Raw genomic sequence first — 21,300 nt, 5'->3', positions numbered from 1 at the left:
ATGTCGCTCACAGGAAGAGATGTGGGCAGGACGAAGTCACCGGTTGCCCCGGCGTTCTTATCTGGTGACCGCGCCGCCTGGAGTCGTCATCCCTGCGAACTCCATGCCCATGAACGAGACCGGATTTGTGATCTGGTGCCCGTTTGTGCGGCGCTTACGGGCCGAACACTACCAGCCCGTTGGCTTTCCGGAACCCGCTTCTGCTGTGCCGGGTTCATACCCGAGAGATCCGTATGTAATCACCCTGTTACCCAGAGTTCACTAAAAAGGTGGCGCGACGTCCGAGAGGTCGTTTTCGAAGTCGCTCAGCCAGAGCCCGAAAAGCACCAATCCGCGCACCCAAAAGCGATCGTTCCACCCGTTGAACCTGGTCAGCGCGTCAGGGCCGCCCGCGATCACCTCGTGCAGCTCATCCGACAGCAGACCGGGGACCCGGTTCACCAGAGTCTCCAGCATCCCGTGCGAATAATTTCGGGCAGGAGCGGCCGTCGACCGCAGCGGCACCCGCCGCAGCGGCTGCTTGACGACGTTGGTCGAGGGCAGCGCGGCCACCCGCGGGTTGGCTGCGTGGAGCACCTCGCGGTAGAAGCGGCCCTTGTCCTTGCGGGCCACGCCGACCGACAGCGCCGCGTCGAAGAAGCGGGGATGGATGAACGGCGCCGCGAACGACGCCTCGGGCCCCACCAGGTTGACCGCCGAGCGCGCGATGCCCCGCACGGTCCTGGTGTGCAGCACCGACAGCGGCAACTCGGCCCGGTGCCCGTGGAGCATGGACGTGGCCGCCACGAACTGCTCGCGTACGGTCTCTTCCATCCACTCCGCCGCCGACTTGGACAGGAACGGCTGCGACGGAGCGCCCAGCGACAACGACCTCAGCACGGCGGCCGAGCGCTCGGCCTGGGTCCTCGCCTCCAAAGCGGCCCCGCTGACCATGAAGTTCTTCAGCAGCGGCCCGCCCGCCAGGCCGTCGATCAGGATGCGGCCCGAGCGGTGCACCTCCTTGGCGAAGGGGGCGTACCAGGCGTGGTGGGGCGTCAGATATTCGAGCCTGCGGGCCACGTCGACCGTGTCGGCCGGATAGTCGGCGGCGTCCTGCGTGATCACCCGGTGCGGGATGCCCAGCTCCCTGGTGATCGACCGGGCGAACGCGATGTCGGTGTCGGTGCCGTCGTCGGGGCTGGTCGTCCACGACTCGACGTCGGCGCCGCGGGCCTTGGCCACGCTCGCCAGCAGGCGCGAGTCGTAGCCGCCGCTGACCGGCACGAGCAGCGGGCGCCCTTCGTAGCCGGCGTAGACCTCGTGCAGCAGCTCGACGATCTCCCGCGGGCTGATCCACGCTTCGTACGGCTCGGTGCGCAACCAGCGCGGCAGCCGGCGCTCCACCATCGGCCGGTCGTGCTCGAACACCAGCGCGCTCGACCCGGGCAGGCGCTTGACCTCGGTGTACGGGGTCGCCTCGCCCATCGGGAACGTCACCTGGATGATCGAGGCCCACGCCGCCCAGTCGATCGCGATCGGCACCAGGTTGAGCAGCGGCTGGATCAGGGACGAGAAGTAGACCGCGTCGCCGTGGCGCACGTAGTAGACGTCGACCAGGCCCAGCGCCCCCGTGTGCAGCGTCACCCGCCGGCCGTCGCCGATCAGGCCCGGGGTCTCGTACGTCTCCGCGACCGTCATCCAGTCGTCGGGAGCCGCGGGCCTGCGCTCACCCCAGGAGAACGCGAACGAACCCTGGGCCCGGTGGTAGGGCGGCAGAGGCGTGGAGCTGAACAGCGCGGCCTCGGCCGTCTGGAGCGCCGGCCGGACCTTGGGGCCCGCGGCGGTCAGTTTGCCGAGCATGGCGGTGTCGATCCGGCCGAGAGCGCCGCATACGTAGGGCCGCACGTTGAACTGCACCGGATCTCATCCCTTCGAGACGCTTCCTGCAGAAGAGTATCCTTTGCCGGGCCGAGAGAGCGGAGGGCCGGTTTTTGTCTACTGAGCTGGAGAGCACGCGGAGGGCGCTGCGGGACGCCGTGGCACAGGCCGAGCGCGCCGCCGAGCTGGCGAGGCTGCTGGACGCCGCCCAGTCCAGGCTGGCGGCGGCCGAACAGAGCGCCGAAGAGGCCAGGGTGCTGGCCGAGCAGCTGGGCGAGGCCGAGCAACGGCTGGAGGCCGAGCAGGCGGCGGCCGACAAGCTCCGCAGGGAGCTGGCCGAGCAGCGCTTCCAGGCCGAGGTGGCCAACTGGAAACTGTCCTCGATCAAGGTCGCGCGCTGGAACCGGCTCGGCGACGCCATCAAGAGCGGCAAGAGCAACCCCGTGCGCCTGGCCAAGGGCCTCAGAGGCGCCGCCAAGCCGGTCAAGCGGCCGACCGCGCCCAAGCGCAGGCCCGTCGCCGGCGCGGGCAAGGCCAAGGACGAGCGCCCGGGGGCGGCGTTCCAGGCCACCAGCACCACCAGGACGCTCAACGGCGCCTCCTTCAAACTCAAGCCGTTCCGCGTGCCGACCGGCCCCAACACGCGGCCCCACCTGACGGCCGCGGTCATCGCCGACCCCCACGCCGAGGCGCTGCTGCGCTACGAGTGGCGGCAGACGACGGGCTTCACACCGCGCGACTTCGCCAGGGTTCTCCCGCTGGAGGTGCCCCACCTGCTCGTGGTCGAGTCGGTCACGCAGGGCCCGTGGGCTGAGGAGATCACCGGCGAGCCGGGCGACGGGCTCAGGGCGCTGCTGGCCTGGTGCGCCGAGCGCGGCATACGCACGGTCTTCTGGCACACCGGGGGCGACGTGGCCGCCTACGCCGCGGCGGCCGAGCTGTTCGAGCACCGCTTCACGACCGACCTGACCGTGGCCTGGCCGCGGCTGCAGTTCGGGGTGCAGCCGCGGGTGCACAATCCGCTGCCGCTCGCCGGCGGGCGCATCGACCGGGTGCTCACGCTCGACCAGCTCCTGCCCGGCCACCTGGCCTACCCCGACGTGCTGACCTCCTACCGCTGGCCGGCCGCGGCCGACTGCCCGCCGGGCACGCCCCAGTGGCGGCTGGCCGAGATCGCCGCCTGCGGCACTCCCATCGGCGACGAACCCGACGCGCGGCGGGCGCACGTGGCGCTGCGCAGGGCGTACCAGATGGGCACGATGACCGAGCGCATCGACGAGCTGCTCGACGCGATCGGCCTGCCCAGCGCCCGCGCCACCCTCAACACCTCCGTTTTGCTGCCCATACTCGACCCCTACCTGATGGAGCACGCGCTGGCCCAGGCCGCCAAGCAGTCGGGCGTCGACCAGCTCATCGTCATCGGGCCGCCGGAGGCCGAGCTGCGGGCCCGCGACGTGCTGCCCGACGTCGACGTGATCTACCGCAGGCCGCAGCCGTCGATGACGGAGGGCGCGATGCTCAACTCCGGCATCGACCTGTGCGAGGCGGACCTGGTGGCGGTCATGGACCCGCGGGACGTCTACGGCGCCCACTACCTGTCCGACCTGCGGCGGGCGTTCCTGTTCAGCACCGCCGACATCGTCGGCAAGGCCGCCTACTACGCCCACCTGCGCAAGCCGCAGGCCACGCTGCTCAAGCAGCCGGACGCCGAATACTCCTACCTGCCCGAGATCGCCGGAGCGACCCTGCTCGCGCGCAGGAACACGCTGCGCGAGCTGCGCTTCGCCGACCTCACCGACGGATGGGACGAGGTGCTGATGCGGCAGTGCCGCACCGACGGGATCAAGGTGTTCTCGGCCGACCGCTTCGGCTACGTGCGCGTACGCGACGAGGACCGCTGGCTGCTGGGCGCCGCCCACCTGGTCGAGTACGGCTCCGCCGAGCCGCACGCCCTCATCTGAGCCGGTCCCCATGACGCCCGGGGAGCTGGCCGAGGTGCTGGGGGAGCCGCCGGCGCCCGAGGGGACGTGGGAGCGGGAGGCCGCGTACGTCTCGGCCGCCGCGCTGAGGCGTCGGGTCCCGGCCGCGACGCTCGCCGGCCGGGTGCGCCGGCTCGGCGGGGTGTCGTCCGTGGAGGTGCGGGAGGACGGTCTCCTGCGGATCGTCGTGGACGTGCCGGGCGAGCTGGTCGACTCGGTGGAGCCGCCGGACGTCCCCGAGCCGGGATGGCCCGACTTCCCGCGCACCTGGGACAACCCCGGTTTCGTGGTGCGGTACGGGCGTGCGCGGGCGTGCGCGGTGCGGCGGTGGGCGTGCCAGCTGGGGGTGCCCTCGCACGGCTTCGCCCCCGGGCTGCTGTCCGGCCCGTACGACCGGCGGGTGCTGCGGGTGCTGGCCGAGCTGCCGGGGCGGCTGGTCAGCCGGGACACGAGGTGGGAGACGTATCTGGTGCGGCTGGCGCTGGCCTATCACGACGCGCACGAGCACGCGCCCGCCGTGCCGATGGGGGACGCTCCGGCGGAGCCCGTGCACGCGGCGCGGGTGCGGCTGGCGGAGGCGGTGGGCAGGGTGCTCACCGGACCGGATCGGTTGTGACGGCTCACAAAAATATCCGGCCAAACGGCGAAATGGCGTAAAAATATCCCTCCCAAGGCGTGATCCCGTCTCGATCCGTGGTCACGAGTCCTGGGAGGGCTGGCGGTTCCGATAGCCTCGATCGGGTGAGTCGATACGTCCATCCCGCCGGGGACCGCCACGCCGAGATGATGCCCCACGAGCGCCCGCCGCTGGCGCCCGCCGACATCAACCGCATCAACCCCGCGATCTGGTCCCGAACGTCGGCGCGCGCCCCGCAGGGCGCGCTCACCGTCGGCGGCGTGGACGTCCGCGACCTGGCCCGCGACCACGGCACCCCGCTCTACGTCCTCGACGAGGACGACGTGCGCTCGCGCATGCGCGACTACGCCACGGCGTTCGCCGACTCCGACGTCCACTACGCCGGCAAGGCGTTCCTGTGCAAGGAGATCGTGCGCTGGCTGCACGACGAGGGCCTCGGCCTCGACGTGGCCAGCGGCGGCGAGCTGGCCGTCGCGCTGAGCGTCGGGTTCCCGCCCGGCCGCATCACCATGCACGGCAACAACAAGTCCGCCGCCGAGCTGACCAGGGCTCTGGAGGCCGGCGTCGGGCACATCGTGGTCGACTCGTTCGAGGAGATCGCCCGCCTCGGCTACCACGCCGAGCGGCTCGGCAGGCGGCCCAAGGTGATGGTCAGGGTGACCACCGGGGTCGAGGCGCACACCCACGAGTTCATCGCGACGGCCCACGACGACCAGAAGTTCGGATTGTCGCTCAACTCCGGCGCCGCCGCTGAGGCCGTACGCCGCATCCTCGCGCTGCCGCAGCTCCAACTCGTCGGGCTGCACTCGCACATCGGCTCCCAGATCGTCGACACCGCCGGGTTCGAGGTGGCGGCGCGCCGGCTGACCACCCTGCTCGTGCAGATCAAGGATGAGCACGGCGTGGTGCTGCCCGAGCTCGACCTGGGCGGCGGCTACGGCATCGCCTACATCGACGGCGACGAGGCGCCCGACATCAAGGAGCTGGCCGACGGCCTGCGCGAGATCGTCACCAAGGTCTGCGTCGACGCGGGCCTGCCCGTGCCGCGCCTCACGGTCGAGCCCGGGCGCACGATCGTCGGCCCCGGCGGCATCACCCTCTACGAGGTCGGCACCGTCAAGGACGTCGAGGGCCTGCGCACCTACGTGAGCATCGACGGCGGCATGAGCGACAACGTGCGCACGGCGCTCTACGGCGCCGAATACACCGCCGTGCTGGCCAGCCGTGAGAGCCAGGCCCAGCCCGTGCTCAGCCGCCTGGTCGGCAAGCACTGCGAGAGCGGCGACATCATCGTGCGCGACTGCCACCTGCCCGCCGACCTCGCCCCCGGCGACCTGATCGCGGTGGCGGCGACCGGCGCCTACTGCCGTTCGCTGGCCAGCAACTACAACTACCTGCCCAGACCCGCCGTGGTGGCCGTCTCGCGCGGCGAGTGCCGCGTGATCGTGCAAGGTGAGACCGAGGACGACCTGTTGAGGGGGCAGCTGTGAAACCGCTGAAAGTGGCGCTGCTGGGTTGTGGCGTCGTCGGCTCGCAGGTCATCAGGCTCATGCACGAGCAGGCCGGCGACCTGGCCGCACGCATCGGCGCCCCGCTCGAACTGGCCGGCGTCGCCGTGCGGCGCCTGGGCCGCAAGCGCGACGTCGAGATCGCCCCCGAGCTGTTCACCACCGACGCCGAGGCGCTGGTGACCCGAGACGACATCGACATCGTGGTCGAGGTCATCGGCGGCATCGAGCCGGCCCGCTCGCTGATCGTCGCCGCCCTGGCGGGCGGCAAGTCGGTGGTGACCGCCAACAAGGCGCTGCTGGCCGAGGACGGCGCAAGCCTGTACGAAGCCGCCCGCCGGGGCAACGGCGACCTCTACTTCGAGGCCAGCGTGGCCGGCGCCATCCCGCTGCTGCGGCCGCTGCGCGAGTCGCTGGCGGGCGACCACGTCAAGCGGGTGCTGGGCATCGTCAACGGCACCACCAACTACATCCTCGACAAGATGGACACCACGGGCGGGTCCTTCACCGACGCCCTGGAGGAGGCGCAGACGCTCGGCTACGCCGAGGCCGACCCGACGGCCGACATCGAGGGCTTCGACGCCGCCGCCAAGGCCGCGATCCTCGCCGGGCTCGCCTACCACAGCCGCGTCACGGCCGCCGAGGTGCACCGCGAGGGCATCACCGAGATCACCGCCACCGACGTGGCCTCGGCCAAGGACATGGGCTACGTCATCAAGCTGCTGGCGATCTGCGCCCGGTCCGACGACGGCCGTTCCTTCGGGGTGCGGGTGCACCCGGCGATGATCCCCAGGTCGCATCCGCTGGCCGGGGTGCGCGAGGCGTACAACGCGGTCTTCGTGGAGGCCGAGTCGGCGGGGCAGCTCATGTTCTACGGCAAGGGCGCGGGCGGGGCGCCGACGGCCTCCGCGGTGCTCGGCGACCTCGTGGCCGTGGCCCGCAACCGCCTGGCCGGCACGCGCGGGCCCGACGAGTCCACCTACGCCGACCTGGCGGTGCACCCGATGGGGGAGACCGTCACGCGCTGCCACGTGGCCCTCGACGTGGCCGACAAGCCCGGCGTGCTGGCGCGGGTGGCCGAGTTGTTCGCCAAGCACGACGTGTCCATCCAGACGGTGCGCCAGGAGGGCCACGGCGACGACGCCCAGCTCGTCATCGTCACGCACCGCGCCACCGACGCCGCGCTGTCGGCGACGATGGAGGGGCTGCGCGAGCTCGACATCGTCCGCGCGGTGGCCAGTCTCATGCGGGTGGAGGGCGACGACTAGCACGTCCGGGCACGCCGCACCGCGTCGTCACGCGGTGCCAGCCCCACGGCGTCGCCAGAGATCGGCCGCCGATTCTGACAGGTTTGCTCAGCGACAGGTAGATCGGGCGTAAGGTAGGCGCCGACCGGGTCCCGAGCGTTCGAGGAGCGCCCTTCCATGTCCGCCACCCCACCCGCCGCCACCCCCGGCGGCTTCGCGCGCACGCCGGAGAAGGGGCTGGGCCGCCTGCGCTGGGCAGACGGGCAGTGGGCGGCCGACGGGCAGCCGCCCGACGTGCCGGGGCTGCGCCCGCTGCGCGGCCTGGAGGTGGAGTGGCCCGCCGCCGCCGTGCCGCTCGACGGCCTGCTGAGCCTGGCCGCCGCGGGCGTCCCGCTGACGGCCGAACGCGCCGAGCCCTGGGTGCCGGCCGGCCTCGCCGCGCTGCTCACCGACCGCGACTGGCTCCGCCACGCCGCCGACGGCACCGCGCGATCCCTCGCCGACCTGCGGCGGGAGGAGCACAGCGTACGCCTGCGCCGGCTGGCGCACCCGCTTCCGGCCCGCCCGAAGATCAGCATCGTCATGTCGAGCAAACGGTCCGGCCTGATCGGCGCCGCGCTCGCCCAGATGGAACGCCAGCGCGACGTCGAGGTGGAGGTGCTGCTGGGCCTGCACGGGGTGGGGTTCGAGCAGGTGAGCGAGGCGGTCGAGGCGTGCTCGCTGCCGGTGAGGTGGATCGAGGCCGACGCGTCGGTGCCGTTCGGCGAGGTGCTCAACCGCACGGCCGCCCAGGCGAGCGGCGACCATCTGGCGAAGTGGGACGACGACGACTGGTACGGTCCCCGCCACTTGGCCGACCTGTTCATGGCGATGTCCTACACCGGCGCCGACGTGGTGGGCACGACCGCCGAGTTCTTCTACCTGGAGCCGCTGAAGGCGACGATCAGGCGTACGACGTTCGCGAGCGGGGCGCGTTATCCGAGCGAGGTGTGGTCCGATCACGTGGCCGGAGGAACGATCATGGTTTCTCTTGCAAAATTTGAGGAAATAGGGGGATTTCCTGCTGTGCCGCGTGCCGTCGATCTCGAGTTCCTGAAAGCCGCGCAGAAGGCAGGCGCGCGGATCTACCGTACCCACGGGCTGGGTTACGTCCTGCGCAGAGGGCTCAGCAGCGACCACACCTGGCAACTGCCGCTCGCCCACTTCCTCAAGGTCGCCGCCAACCAGTGGCGTGGCTTCCGCCCGAGCCTGCTGATGGAAGCCGCATGACGCCACCGAGGGACGCCGGCGGCACGCCCGCCCAGCGCACCTCCACCGGCCGGGTGAGGGTGCGTGGCAACGACTACCGGGTGCTCGGCCCTCCCGAGCTCCTCACTCCGCAGCTCACGGTCAGCGTGGTCATCCCCGCCTACGGCGGCCAGGACAAGCTCGACCTGGTGCTGCAGGGGTTGGCGCGGCAGAGCTACCCCGCGGAGCTGACCGAGATCATCGTCGTCGACAACGGCACCTCGCCCCCGCTGCGCCTGCCCGGGGGCACGGCGGCCCGCCTGGTCGTCTGCGACAAGCCGGGCAGGGCCGCCGCCCGCAACGCCGGGCTCGCCGAGGCCACCGGCGACGTGATCCACTGGCTCGACTCCGACGTGGTGCTCACGCCAGGCGCGATCGAGGCGCACATGCGCTGGCACCACGCCGCCCCCTACGTCGTCGTGACCGGCTACATCAGATTCACCGAGGCCCCACTGCCCGAGGTGCTGCCTGACGATCCGGAGGCGGCGTTCGAGCCGGCCGAGCCGCACGCCTGGATCGTCGACCTGGTGGAGCGCACCGACGGGCTCACCGCCGACCCGCAGCGCCCGTTCAGCCTGCACGTCGGCGGCGCGACCTCCGTCAACGCCCGCCTGGTCGCGGCGGCGGGCCCGATGGACGACGACCTGATCCTCGGCCAGGACACCGAGCTGGGCTACCGCCTCGCCCAGGCGGGGGCGGTGTTCGTACCCGAGCCGCGGGCCCGCGCCTACCACCTCGGGCCGACCATGCGGATGCGCGACAAGCAGCCCATCGACCGGGTGAGCCACGCGTTCGTGGCCGACCGCATCCCGGCCTACCGCTGGTTGCGCGGCCATCCCGCGCGGCGGTGGAAGATCCCGTACATCAGCGTGGTGATGGACGGCACGGCCGGGTACGACACCGTGCGGCCCGCGGTGGACGCCCTGCTCGCCGGCACCGTCCCCGATCTGTCCGTGCTCCTCGTCGGCCCGTGGGAGCGGCTCGGCGGCGAACGCCGCGCGCCGCTGAAGGACCCCGACCTCGAACTGGTGCTGGTCCACGGCCACTACGCGCACGAACACCGGGTACGCCTGGCGTCCACCGAGCAGATCGACCCGTCCGTGCCCTTCGTGCTGCGGTTGCCGCCCGGCTGGGCGCCCGGCGAGGACACCGTCGCCCGCCTGCTCGACCTGGCCCGTGACGAAGGGCTCGGCCTGGTCAACGTCCTGCTGCACGAGTCGGCGGACGGCGTCGTCGCCGCCCGGCTCGAACGTACGTCGGCCTTCGCCAGGGCGCGCCTTGTGGCGGACCCGGACGAGGACCTCGACGACGCCGTGGACACCGTGTCGGGAGTCGCCTGGGTCGAGGGCGAGAGCTACGGCTTCACCACCGAGCCCACGCCGCCGACCAGGCGGCGGGCCGCGTACAAGGCCCGCGTCGAGGCGCAGGCGGAGGTCGCCAGGCGCGCCGACGAGAACGAGCGGCTGCGGGCGCAGGTGGCGAGGTGGAAAGAGGAGTCGGGGCGCTGGCGCAAGAGCGCGGTCGAGCTGCGCCGCGAGGTCGGCACTCTGCGCCGCCAGATCGCCGCCGCCAACCGCGCCCAGCGAAGTCTGCGCGTGCTGGTGTCCACCACCATGAAGCGCGCCCTGCGCGGGCGCCTGGGCGGCTGACCACCGCGGGGATCAGGCGCCCCCGCCCCGCGTGCCGTCAGCCGGGGCGCAGGGCCGATCTCAGGCGCCTGAGCAGGGTTTTCTCCGGCGGCTCCGCGGCCGTCACCTGGGCGGGGATGGTGACGGGCTCCGGCGCGGGCGGCGCCGGCCAGTAGCGGTCGGGCGGCTCGTGGCGTACGCCGTGGGTGGTGCCGATGACGTCGTCGTCGTCCGTGCCGTCGTCCGTGCCGCCGTCCGTCAGGAGCAGGGCGCGGCCGAGCGCCGAGGTGCGTTCGAGCCGGGCGGTCCGCCCGTCGGGGAGGTCCACGACCAGCACGCCCGCGAGGTCCTTCTGCACCGACTCGATCATGCGCTCCAGCGTCGCCCGGTGCAGCGGCACGTCCACGGGGCCCCGGTAGCGGAAGGGCGTCGGCGCGGGCGTCGGGGCGGCCTCGTCGATGAGGCGTACCCGTTCGTCGTGCGCGAACAGGTCACGCATCAGCCGCAGCTCGAAGTCCGGGTCGGACAACGTCGCGCGATGCTCGTCGTCCAGCCGCGACCACGGCCCGGCCAGCGTCACCACGACGTCCTGCAGCTTGCCGTCCAGCGCCGCCGCCACCGCCCGCCGCACCACCGACTCGGCCGCGCCGGCCACGTCGAGCACGATCTCCACGTACGGCACCAGCCAGCGCCGCCCGCGGTCCTTGCGCAGGTCCCTGCGCAGCGGGATCCGGTGCGCCAGGTACGGCTCGACCGCCCGCACGGCGCGCTCCCTGTCACGATGTTGCGAGGGCAGCCCCAGGTGCACGGCCTGCGCCTCCATCTCTGGCACGAACACCACGCCGTACATCGCCAGCCGGTAGGAGAACTCGGTGTCCTCGCCGCGCACCACGTTCGGGTCGAGGCCGCCCACGGCGTGGAAGACCTCCCTGGGCAGCGCGAAGGTCGGCCCCGTGCACACGTGGTAGGGATTGCGGCTCTTGCGCAGCCCGTCGGTCTTCGCGATCGTCGCCTCGGTGGAGCTGGGCAGGGCCTCGGCCAGATCGAACACCTCGTCCAGGCGCCGCGCCGTGAAGACCTGGCGCGGCGTCACCGGCGGCGTGTCGACGAACTTCTTCATCCCGATGCTGACCAGGTAGTCGGTCGCGTGGTGCCAGCGGGCCATGGCCTCGATGTGCTCGCGGCAGGCCACCATGTCGGCGTCGAGCCGCTGGATGATCTCGCCGTCGGCGGCCTTGACGCCGGTGTTGACGGCGTTGGAGATGCCCCACCCGTCGCGTACACGGACGACGCGGGTGTTGACCGGCCTGAGCTCGGGAAGCCGGATCGGCGGATCGCTGCCGTCGTCGACGACCAGGACCTCCATGAGGTGATCCGGGTACGTCTGCGCGGCCAGCGCCGCCAGCGTCAGTTCGAGTCCCTGGCCGCCGTGAGCCGGTATCACCACGCTCACGGACAGGTCGGGTGACCAGGCGCCGAGCTGCGGAACCGCTACTGGTGAATAGTCGTTCTGCCTCAGAGCAGGACGCGCGTTCATGGTGGTGACCCCCTGGCCGAGACCTTATCGGGAGATGCTGAGAATTTCCTGAATAGTGCCCCTGTCCAACGGCTGTTCCGGGCAGGGGTACGAGACCCGCGTCCGTCCTGTGGACGCGGCTCCGCGACGGTCGTCCGCACCCCGTACACTCTGTGCCGAACACCGCAGGTAGGGAGTCCATCATGAGCAGGTCGTGGCGCGGTCTCATCGAGGAATACCGCGAGCGTCTTCCCGTGACCACGAAGACGCCCGTCGTCACGCTGCTCGAAGGCGGCACGCCGCTGGTGCCCGCGCACCGCGTCTCCGCCCTGACAGGGTGCGACGTCCATCTCAAGGTCGAGGGCGCCAACCCGACCGGCAGCTTCAAGGACCGCGGCATGACCGTGGCCATCAGCAAAGCCGTCGAAGAGGGCGCCAAGGCGGTCATCTGCGCCTCCACCGGCAACACCTCGGCCTCGGCCGCGGCCTACGCCGTGCGCGCCGGGCTGACCTGCGCCGTGCTGGTGCCACGGGGGAAGATCGCCATGGGCAAGCTGGCCCAGGCGCTCGTGCACGGCGCCACGCTGCTGCAGGTGGAGGGGTCGTTCGACGACTGTCTCGAGATGACCCGCAAGCTGTCGTCCAACTACCCGATCGCGCTGGTCAACTCCGTCAACCCGTACCGGCTGCAGGGGCAGAAGACGGCGGCGTTCGAGATCGTCGACGCCCTGGGCGACGCCCCCGACGTGCACTGCATCCCGGTGGGCAACGCCGGCAACATCTCGGCCTATTGGATGGGTTACCGCGAATACGCCGACGACGGGGTGGCCACCAAGCGGCCCCGCATGCTCGGCTTCCAGGCCAGCGGGGCGGCGCCCATCGTGGAGGGGGCGCCCGTCTCACACCCGCACACGATCGCCACCGCCATCCGCATCGGCAACCCGGCGTCCTGGTCGCTGGCCACCTCGGCCCGTGACGAGTCCGGCGGGGCCATCCAGGCGGTGACCGACCGGCAGATCGCGGCTGCGTACAAACTGCTGGCACAGGAAGAGGGCGTGTTCGTCGAGTTGGCGTCAGCGGCCAGCGTGGCGGGCCTGCTGCAGGCGCACGAGCAGGGCATGGTCGAGCCCGGGCAGCGGATCGTCTGCACGGTCACGGGCAACGGCCTGAAAGACCCCGACTGGGCCATCTCGGGCGCGCCCGCGCCCGTGGTGATCCCCATCGACGTACACGCCGCGGCGGCGGCGCTCAACCTCGCCTGACGTCACGCAGGGGCGGCGGGGACCACGGGGGAAGTGAGGAATCATGAGGGAAACGTGAGCAGCACCGTTCAGATCCGCGTGCCCGCCACATCGGCCAACCTGGGGCCGGGCTACGACGCGCTCGGGTTGGCACTGAGCCTGTACGACGAGGTCGAGGTCACGCTCACCGCCGAGCCGGAGGTCACCGTCACCGTGGAGGGCGAGGGCGCCGGGGAGGTCGATCTCGGCGAGGGCCACCTGGTCGTCAGGGCCATGCGCACGGCGTTCGCCCGCATGGGCGGGGCCCAGCCGGCCGGGATCCGCATGCGGTGCCGCAACGCGATTCCGCACGCGCGCGGGCTCGGGTCGTCGTCGGCGGCCGTGTGCGCGGGCATCCTCGCCGCGCGGGCGTTGTCCGGCGCCGCGGAATTCTCTGACGACGACGTCTTCGCGCTGGCCACCGAGATGGAGGGCCATCCCGACAACGTCGCTCCCTGCCTGGCCGGAGGGCTGACCGTGGCCTGGTACGAGCACACGGGCGTGCCGCGTATGGTGAAAGTGACTCCCGACGAGCGCATCCGCCCGGTGGTCGTGGTCCCGTCGACCCGGCTGTCCACGGAGGCGGCACGGGAGCTGTTGCCGAAGGACGTGCCCCACAAGGACGCCTCCTTCAACGCCGGCAGGGCCGCGTTGCTGATCGCCGCGCTGACCCGACGGCCCGAGCGGGAGATTCTGCTCGCCGCGACAGAAGATCGGCTCCACCAGTCTTACCGCGCGCCTGCCATGCCGGAGAGCGCGCATCTGGTAGAACGTCTGCGTGCGGTGGGTGTGCCCGCGGTCGTTTCGGGAGCGGGTCCCGCGGTTCTTGCGTTTTCTGCATCGGATTCGCAGGATTTGATCGCGCCAGAAGTGGGTAATGACTGGCACATCCAGCAAATGGACGTCGACCCGGTTGGTGCGAACGTTCAGTTCCCCGAGACACGCTGATGCCTCTTTAGACCTTCAGGGAATAGCCGTGTGCGCTGGTGATGTTAGGCTGATAGCCGCACCAGATGCCCCCTTGGTGGGTGCGTGCTTGTCAGCCACACATCGCTGCATCATGCTTCACGTCGCGAGGCGTGAGCAGCGCGGCTGTCTCCCCGGAATCCGTTGCCTCCGGTTGGCCCACACCCGGTTGGCTCAACGTGAGGTGGCGACGACGGGGACCTGCGCGTTCGAATCATCTCGACATCTGGTTGGCGACAGCAATCTGGGGGGTGTCAGCCACGCGCCACGGTCCTGTGGCGGCCTGGACCAGCCCCTCCCCAAGAGTGGCGGCCGTCTCCAGCGACAGCCGAAGATCGCAGAGTGCACCCCGACCCGGTCTGTCCCGCCGGATCGCAAGCACCTCCGGGACGCCCGGCAGAACAAAACCGGCGCCCGACCCCTGGGAAGGACCTTTTAGTTGAGCGACACCACCGAACTCCTCTCCGACGCATCAGGCGCCGAGCCAGCGTCCGGCGACACCCCCACCCGCGCCCCGGCCAAGCCGCGTGCGCGTCGCTCCGGCACCGGCCTGTCCGCCAAGGTGCTGCCCGAGCTGCAGAAGATGGCGGCCGAGCTGGGCATCAGCGGGACCGGACGCATGCGGAAGAGCCAGCTCATCGCGGCCATCCAGGAGAAGCAGGGTGGCGGTTCCGGAGAAGGCGCATCGGCTCCCGCAGCCGCGTCCGAGGCTTCCGCCTCGGCCCCGGCGGAGACGGCGCCCGCCGCGGAGCGGCCCACGCGGACACGCAGAGAGCGGTCGCGCAAGACAGCGGAAGAGCCCGCCCCGCAGGCCGCCGCCGCGGAGGCCGCGAGCCCCGTGGCCTCCTCCGCGCCCGAGCCTGTCGCCGCCCCGGCCGAGCCGGTCGTCGAGCAGCAGCAGGCGCAGCCCGTGGAAGCCGGCCAGAACGACACACGTCCCGAGCGTTCCGAGCGCGGCGAGAGCCGTCGCGAGCGCCGCAGCCGGGGTGAGCGGCGTGACCGCGGTGACCGTGGAGACCGCGGTGACCGTGGTGACCGTGGAGACCGCAACGACCGACCCGGAGGCGACCGCTCCGAGAGCAGCCGCGACGGGGGCCGTGACGGCCGCGACGGGGGTCGTGACGGCCGCGACGGGCGCGACGGCGGCCGTGGCGACCAGCGCGGCACCGACTCGGGCAACCGCAACGACCAGCGCAACGACCAGCGCAACGACCAGCGCGGCGGCGATGACGACGAGCGTGGCGGGCGCGGGCGCAGGGGCCGTTTCAGGGAGCGCAACCGTGGCCGTGGCCGCGACCGCTTCGACAGCGGCGAGCCGGTCATCGGCGACGACGACGTGCTCATCCCGATCGCCGGCATCCTCGACATCCTCGACAACTACGCGTTCGTCAGGACCAGCGGCTACCTGCCCGGCAGCAACGACGTCTACGTCTCGCTCGCCCAGATCCGCCGCAACGGCCTGCGCAAGGGCGACGTCATCACCGGCGCCGTGCGCCAGCCCCGCGAGGGCGAGCGGCGCGAGAAGTTCAACGCTCTGGTCCGCCTCGACACCGTCAACGGCATGGACCCCGAGCAGGCCCGAAACCGGCCCGACTTCAACAAGCTGACGCCGCTCTACCCGCAGGAACGCCTGCGCCTGGAGACCGAGCACAACATCCTGACCACGCGGATCATCGACCTCGTGTCGCCGATCGGCAAGGGCCAGCGCGGTCTCATCGTCTCGCCGCCCAAGGCCGGCAAGACGATGGTGCTGCAGTCCATCGCCAACGCGATCACCCGCAACAACCCCGAGTGCCACCTGATGGTCGTGCTCGTGGACGAGCGGCCTGAAGAGGTCACCGACATGCAGCGGTCGGTCAAGGGCGAGGTCATCCACTCGACCTTCGACCGTCCCGCCGAAGACCACACCACGGTCGCCGAGCTCGCCATCGAGCGGGCCAAGCGCCTGGTCGAGCTGGGCCATGACGTGGTCGTCCTGCTCGACTCGATCACCCGCCTCGGCCGTGCCTACAACCTGGCGGCCCCGGCGTCCGGTCGCATCCTGTCGGGCGGTGTCGACTCCACCGCCCTCTACCCGCCCAAGCGCTTCTTCGGCGCCGCCCGCAACATCGAGAACGGCGGCTCGCTGACGATCCTCGCCACGGCCCTGGTCGAGACCGGGTCCAAGATGGACGAGGTCATCTTCGAGGAGTTCAAGGGCACCGGCAACATGGAGCTCAAGCTCAACCGCTCCCTGGCCGACAAGCGCATCTTCCCCGCGGTCGACGTCGACGCGTCCGGCACGCGCAAGGAAGAGATCCTCATGGCCAAGGAAGAGCTCCAGATCGTCTGGAAGCTGCGCCGGGTGCTGCACGCGCTCGACATGCAGCAGGCGCTCGAGCTGCTCCTGGAGAAGATGAAGGAGACCAAGTCCAACGCGGAGTTCCTGCTGCAGGTCCAGAAGACCACGGTGAGCAACGACCGCGACTGACGGGCTTCGTCGCGTGAAAGAGGCGGCCGGGGGTTCCCCGCCGCCTCTTTCGGCGTTCCCGCCGGAGGGCGGAGGCCTGGTCGCGAGATCGGGAATGCCTGATGGCCTGGGATGGTTGCACGATCTGGCACACTGGTAGCTGACCATTTTGCGGTTCCGGTTCACGCCATGCGTTCAAGGCGACCCGGCGGCCGCAGCCCGAAAGGACAGCGATGAAGCGCGACATCCACCCCGAATACCACGTGACGCAGGTGACCTGTTCCTGCGGTAACACGTTCACCACGCGAAGCACCGCGAAGAACGGCGTTATCCACGCCGACGTGTGCTCCGCCTGCCACCCGTTCTACACGGGCAAGCAGAAGATCCTCGACACCGGCGGCCGAGTGGCTCGCTTCGAGAAGCGCTTCGGCAAGAAGGCCGCGGGCAAATAGCTTCACCGACGCCGGCCCGGACGCACCCCGGTGCGCCGGGTCGGCGTTGTCGGTTGCGACGCCCCCACCCACGACGAAGGACGCACGGTGAATCTCGACGAGTTGCTCAAGGAGTATTCCGAGCTGGAGTCGCAGCTCGGAGATCCCGCCGTGCACGCCGACCAGCACAAGGCCCGCACCCTCGGCAGGCGCTACGCCCAGCTCACGCCGATCATCGGCACCTACCGCGAGCTCGAGTCGGTCCGCGAAGACCTGACCGCCGCCAAAGAACTGGCCGGCGAGGACGAGACGTTCGCCTCCGAGGCGGCAGAGCTCGAAGAGCGCGTGCCCCAGTTGGAGGATCGGCTCAGGCACCTGCTCATCCCCCGTGATCCCAACGATGACAAGGACATCATCATGGAGATCAAGGCGGGCGAGGGCGGCGAGGAGTCCGCGCTGTTCGCGGGCGACCTGCTGCGCATGTATCTGCGCTACGCCGAGCGGCTCGGCTGGAAAACCGAGATCATCGACAGCCAGCCCTCCGACCTCGGGGGCTACAAAGACGTGACGGTCGGCATCAGGGCCAAGGGCGACGAGGGCGTGTGGTCCAGGCTGAAATACGAGGGCGGCGTGCACCGCGTGCAGCGGGTGCCCGTCACCGAGTCCCAGGGCCGCATCCACACCAGCGCCGCGGGCGTGCTCGTCTACCCGGAGGCGGAGGAGGTCGACGTCCAGATCGACCCCAACGATCTGCGCATCGACGTCTATCGTTCCAGCGGCCCGGGCGGCCAGAGCGTCAACACCACCGACTCGGCGGTCCGCATCACCCACCTGCCGACCGGCGTCGTCGTCTCGTGCCAGAACGAGAAGAGCCAGCTGCAGAACAAAGAGTCGGCGCTGCGCATCCTGCGCGCGCGGCTGCTGGCCATCGCGCAGGAGGAGGCCGACGCCGCCGCCCAGGCCGAGCGCAAGTCGCAGGTCCGCACCGTCGACCGCTCCGAGCGCGTACGCACCTACAACTTCCCGGAAAACCGCATCTCCGACCACCGCGTCGGCTTCAAGGCGTATAACCTCGACCAGGTTCTCGACGGTGAGCTCAACGCCGTCACCCAGGCCCTCATCGACGCCGAGATGGCGGAGAAGCTCGCACAACACTCATGACATTTCTGCTGGACGAGATCGCCCTTGCCACTGCCCGGCTGGCCGAGGCAGGAGTTCCCTCACCGCGCACAGACGCTGAGGAGATCGCGGCGTTCGTCCACGGCGTGCGCAGGAGCGAGCTCCACACGGTCAGAGACTCCGACTTCGACGCCCTGTTCTGGGAGGGCGTCGCGAGGCGCGAGGCCCGCGAGCCGCTGCAGCACATCACCGGCCACGCCTACTTCCGCTACCTGGAGCTGGCGGTCGGGCCCGGCGTGTTCGTGCCACGGCCGGAGACCGAGGTGATGGCCGGTTGGGCCATCGAGACGCTGCGCGCGATGGACGTCACCGCGCCCCTGGTGGTCGACCTGGGCACCGGCTCGGGCGCGATCGCGCTCTCCATCGCCCAGGAGGTGGCGCTGTCCGAGGTCCACGCCGTCGAGGTCGACCCGGGGGCGTACACCTGGGCCAAGCGCAACATCTCCGAGCACGGTCAGGGCCGCACCCACCTGCACCCGGAAGACCTCGCCGAGGCGCTGCCCGAGCTCAACGGCAAGGCCGACCTCGTCATCTCCAACCCTCCCTACATCCCGCCCGGTGCGATCCCGCGCGACCCCGAGGTGCGCGACTACGACCCGACCCGGGCTCTGTTCGGCTCGGGCGACGACGGGCTCGGCGAGGTGCGCGCGGTGGAGCGCACGGCCCGCCGCCTGCTGCGTCCCGGCGGTTGGGTGGCCGTCGAGCACGCCGACGAGCAGGGCAGGGCCGTCTACCTGACGTTCCCCGAGGACAACGGCTGGCGTGACGTACGCCTGCGCCAGGATCTCACCAGACGAGACCGCTTCGTCACGGCCCGCCTGGGCCAGGACTAGGATGCACGCCAGCGGCCCGACCTTCTCCCGCACGACGAGAGGGAGCGAAGCCACCGAACGAGTTGAGGGGAGGAGGCCTCGGAAGCGCCGCTCCTAGCCGAGCGGAGCGAGGCGACACCACCGTGGGAAAACGTTATGTCTGCTCCGACCTCGAGCAGCGGACCGAAGGGCTGACTGAGGCGGCGGCCGCCGTACGCCGCGGCGAGCTCGTGGTGCTGCCGACCGACACCGTCTACGGCATCGGCGCCGACGCCTTCACCCCGTCAGCGGTCACCGAGCTGCTCGACGCCAAGGGCCGGGGCCGTGACATGCCGCCGCCGGTGCTGGTGGGCACCGTCAGGGCTGCCACGGCGCTCATAGACGACCTGGGGCCTTACGGGCAGGACCTGATAGACGCGTTCTGGCCGGGGCCCCTCACGATCGTCTGCAAGGCCAACAGGGCCCTTTCGTGGGATCTCGGCGAGACCAAGGGCACCGTGGCCGTCCGCATGCCGCTCCACCCGGTCGCGCTCGACCTGCTCAAGGAGACCGGGCCGATGGCCGTCTCCAGCGCCAACCGCTCCGGCGCGCCCGCCGCCACCACGGCCGAGGAGGCCGAGGAGCAGCTCGGCGAGTCGGTCGCGGTCTATCTCGACGCCGGCAAGACCACCGACCAGACACCCTCCACCATCCTCGACCTCACCACGGCCGTGCCCAGGATGTTGCGGCGAGGGGCGATCCGGGTGGAGAAACTGCGCGGCATCATCGGCTACGTCGCCACCGACGACTGACGTATACCGGCTGCTTATTCCGGCTGCGGCGGCGGCCCGGCCAAATTACGGTGAGGCGCGGAGCGGCTGCCATCGAGAAACCTGCCCATCAGACTGCCGCCCCGCTGTCGTTCCCGGCCGCTGCCGCGGCGGCAGTCCGTGTGGCGGGTTTCTCATCCGACGTCGGGAGTGGCCCATGGGCAAGTTCGACGGCATGGATCCCCAGCTGGTCCGTGACCTGCTGGCCGAGGTGAAACACGCGGCCTCGCAGATGCGCAAGGTCGAGGACCAGGTCCGGCTCACCATGAGCCGAGCCGGGCTGTCCACCCAGACCACCCACCGGCCCGCCATGATCGCCGACGCGGTCGACGACATGGTCAAGGACGTCAACGTCCGGCTCGGGGTGCTGGAGAAGCGGGCCGACCCGCCCGGGATGGGCTCGGGCGCGACCGACGATCCCAAGGGGGTGCGGGGGGATCGGGAACGGTACGAGAACCCGCGCGCCGACGACAAACCCGATCAGGTGCCGCCGAAGAAGACCGACGATCCGCCGAAAAGTGGTGACGCGCCGCCGAAGACGGGGGATGCCCCGCCGAGGTCTGCTGATGACCCGCCCAAGAGCGGTGACGCGCCGCCGAAGACGGGCGACGACCCGAAGGCCGACCAGGACAGAGATGAGGGTAAGGGCGACACCGACGTTCCCAGGAAGGATGACGGGAAGACGTGCGAAGAGCCTCGTACCGGTGAAGAGCCCCGGACAGGGGACGGCGCGAGGGCCGGTGATCAGCCCGTCGGCCAGCCCGAGGACGACGAGCTGGACAGCAGGCGCGATCGCGGCGCCGAGCCCGAGACCGGTACAAGAGACGACCCGTCCGACGCCCCGTCCCAGGACGGGCAGGATGTGAACAAACCGCAGGTCGTGGTGGTCGACGGAGTCAAGGTGCTGCAGGTGCCGCTCGACCCGCCCACCGCCGAGCAACTCGAAGACCTGCTGGAGAACACCGACAAGGTGGCTCCTGCGGAGATGCCCCGGCTGCCGGCCGACAACACCACCACCGGCTCCAACGTCAACGCATGGGCGAACGACGGCAGCGACGTGGTGTCCGCCGGCACGACCCCGCCCGGCCAGGACGCGCTGAGGACCGTGGTGGAGCAGCACCGCGACATCCCGCCGCACAATATGCCGGGAGTCGAGGTTCCGGCGGGCGAGTACGACAGGGGCGAGTGGGCCGAACGCGACATCCGCCCGGACGGTCCGGCAGGCTCCATCGACCCCGGCCGTCCCAGCACGGGCGACGGCACCTGCACCCCCGGCACCGAGGGGACCCCGGGCGGCACGGGCGATCGAGCGCCCGGTGACCAGGGTGACCGTGGAGCCGGGGACAGGGATGCCGGTGATCGGGGTGACCGTGGGACGGGGAGCAGGGATACCGGCGATCAGGGTGACCGTGGGGACGGGGATCAGGGTGGCCGTGGGAAGCAGGGTGAACCGGTCACGATTCCGCCGACGGCTCCCTCGGTCGAGCCGTCCGCCGGCGGTTCCACCGATACGTCGGCGACGACGGCCGTCGCCGACCTCGGCCACGCGACGGAGCGGGGTGACGGGACGACGACCGTGTACGGTGCGGATCCACGTCACGTAGACGGCGACGGTCCGGCCTACACGGTGCAGATCGCCTACGGCACCGAGCCGCCCTATGGCACCGGAACCCCCTACAACACCGGTTCTCCCTACGGCACCGGATCTCCTTACG

General features: G+C 70.9%; 16 protein-coding genes. 14 read left to right on the top strand and 2 right to left on the bottom strand.

The window, feature by feature from the left end; genetic code table 11:
- Nucleotides 1-261 precede the first annotated feature (261 nt).
- On the bottom strand, nt 262-1,896 hold the full coding sequence (locus E1267_RS19955; protein ID WP_132334094.1) for an asparagine synthetase B family protein: 1,635 nt from the start codon (nt 1,894-1,896) through the stop codon (nt 262-264).
- A gap of 74 nt (nt 1,897-1,970) precedes the next feature.
- Here E1267_RS19955 and E1267_RS19950 point away from each other — a divergent pair, with 74 nt between their 5' ends.
- The 6 genes from E1267_RS19950 (at nt 1,971) to E1267_RS19925 (ending at nt 10,164) form a co-directional block, all read left to right on the top strand.
- Nucleotides 1,971-3,818, top strand: a complete 1,848-nt coding sequence (locus E1267_RS19950; RefSeq protein ID WP_246064043.1) for a dehydroquinate synthase/iron-containing alcohol dehydrogenase family protein — start codon at nt 1,971-1,973, stop codon at nt 3,816-3,818.
- Nucleotides 3,819-3,828: 10 nt separating this feature from the next.
- Entirely contained in the window at nt 3,829-4,452 is a 624-nt protein-coding gene (locus E1267_RS19945; protein WP_132334093.1) for an anticodon-binding protein, read from the top strand.
- A gap of 125 nt (nt 4,453-4,577) precedes the next feature.
- Complete coding sequence (gene lysA / locus E1267_RS19940) at nt 4,578-5,963, top strand: diaminopimelate decarboxylase (protein WP_132334092.1); 1,386 nt, start codon at nt 4,578-4,580, stop codon at nt 5,961-5,963.
- A complete protein-coding gene (locus E1267_RS19935; protein WP_281283668.1) occupies nt 5,960-7,249 on the top strand; it encodes a homoserine dehydrogenase in 1,290 nt (429 codons plus the stop codon). Before lysA ends, E1267_RS19935 begins: the two co-directional genes overlap by 4 nt.
- A gap of 156 nt (nt 7,250-7,405) precedes the next feature.
- A complete protein-coding gene (locus tag E1267_RS19930) occupies nt 7,406-8,497 on the top strand; it encodes a glycosyltransferase family 2 protein (RefSeq protein WP_132334091.1) in 1,092 nt (363 codons plus the stop codon).
- Nucleotides 8,494-10,164 (top strand): glycosyltransferase, encoded by a 1,671-nt coding sequence (locus E1267_RS19925; RefSeq protein ID WP_132334090.1) that lies wholly within the window; start codon nt 8,494-8,496, stop codon nt 10,162-10,164. Before E1267_RS19930 ends, E1267_RS19925 begins: the two co-directional genes overlap by 4 nt.
- Nucleotides 10,165-10,201: 37 nt before the next feature.
- Here E1267_RS19925 and E1267_RS19920 read toward each other — a convergent pair whose 3' ends face one another.
- Nucleotides 10,202-11,680, bottom strand: coding sequence for a glycosyltransferase family 2 protein (locus E1267_RS19920; RefSeq protein ID WP_132334089.1), 1,479 nt, complete (start codon nt 11,678-11,680; stop codon nt 10,202-10,204).
- Between the two features lie 182 nt (nt 11,681-11,862).
- Between E1267_RS19920 and thrC the strand changes: the two genes are divergently transcribed.
- The 8 genes from thrC to E1267_RS19880 all read left to right on the top strand — a co-directional run.
- Nucleotides 11,863-12,921, top strand: a complete 1,059-nt coding sequence (gene thrC, locus E1267_RS19915; RefSeq protein ID WP_132334088.1) for a threonine synthase — start codon at nt 11,863-11,865, stop codon at nt 12,919-12,921.
- Between the two features lie 54 nt (nt 12,922-12,975).
- On the top strand, nt 12,976-13,887 hold the full coding sequence (thrB, locus tag E1267_RS19910) for a homoserine kinase (protein WP_132334087.1): 912 nt from the start codon (nt 12,976-12,978) through the stop codon (nt 13,885-13,887).
- Between the two features lie 457 nt (nt 13,888-14,344).
- Nucleotides 14,345-16,375 carry a transcription termination factor Rho gene (gene rho / locus E1267_RS19905; protein ID WP_132334086.1) on the top strand — a complete coding sequence of 677 codons (2,031 nt, stop codon included), beginning with the start codon at nt 14,345-14,347 and terminating at the stop codon, nt 16,373-16,375.
- A 212-nt stretch (nt 16,376-16,587) separates the two neighbouring features.
- Nucleotides 16,588-16,806, top strand: coding sequence for a 50S ribosomal protein L31 (rpmE, locus tag E1267_RS19900; protein ID WP_132334085.1), 219 nt, complete (start codon nt 16,588-16,590; stop codon nt 16,804-16,806).
- Nucleotides 16,807-16,893: 87 nt separating this feature from the next.
- Nucleotides 16,894-17,946, top strand: coding sequence for a peptide chain release factor 1 (prfA, locus tag E1267_RS19895; RefSeq protein ID WP_132334084.1), 1,053 nt, complete (start codon nt 16,894-16,896; stop codon nt 17,944-17,946).
- On the top strand, nt 17,943-18,797 hold the full coding sequence (prmC, locus tag E1267_RS19890; RefSeq protein WP_132334083.1) for a peptide chain release factor N(5)-glutamine methyltransferase: 855 nt from the start codon (nt 17,943-17,945) through the stop codon (nt 18,795-18,797). The genes prfA and prmC overlap by 4 nt, the downstream gene beginning before the upstream one ends.
- Nucleotides 18,798-18,919: 122 nt before the next feature.
- On the top strand, nt 18,920-19,567 hold the full coding sequence (locus tag E1267_RS19885; RefSeq protein WP_132334082.1) for an L-threonylcarbamoyladenylate synthase: 648 nt from the start codon (nt 18,920-18,922) through the stop codon (nt 19,565-19,567).
- A 175-nt stretch (nt 19,568-19,742) separates the two neighbouring features.
- The coding region (locus tag E1267_RS19880; protein WP_132334081.1) for a hypothetical protein at nt 19,743-21,300 on the top strand (1,558 nt) is incomplete at its 3' end.

The organism is Nonomuraea longispora, from assembly GCF_004348345.1.
GTDB classification, from domain to species: Bacteria; Actinomycetota; Actinomycetes; order Streptosporangiales; family Streptosporangiaceae; genus Nonomuraea; species Nonomuraea longispora.
The sequence above is the reverse complement of the archived record's forward strand: the minus strand, read 5'-3'. Positions and strand labels throughout refer to the sequence as shown.

Excerpts from the sequence above, each read along its gene's own strand:
- E1267_RS19945 (WP_132334093.1), top strand. The coding sequence starts at position 3,829 with ATGACGCCCGGGGAGCTGGCCGAGGTGCTGGGGGAGCCGCCGGCGCCC.
- E1267_RS19930 (WP_132334091.1), top strand. The coding sequence starts at position 7,406 with ATGTCCGCCACCCCACCCGCCGCCACCCCCGGCGGCTTCGCGCGCACG.
- E1267_RS19925 (WP_132334090.1), top strand. The coding sequence starts at position 8,494 with ATGACGCCACCGAGGGACGCCGGCGGCACGCCCGCCCAGCGCACCTCC.
- E1267_RS19920 (WP_132334089.1), bottom strand. The coding sequence starts at position 11,680 with ATGAACGCGCGTCCTGCTCTGAGGCAGAACGACTATTCACCAGTAGCG.
- thrC (WP_132334088.1), top strand. The coding sequence starts at position 11,863 with ATGAGCAGGTCGTGGCGCGGTCTCATCGAGGAATACCGCGAGCGTCTT.
- rpmE (WP_132334085.1), top strand. The coding sequence starts at position 16,588 with ATGAAGCGCGACATCCACCCCGAATACCACGTGACGCAGGTGACCTGT.
- prmC (WP_132334083.1), top strand. The coding sequence starts at position 17,943 with ATGACATTTCTGCTGGACGAGATCGCCCTTGCCACTGCCCGGCTGGCC.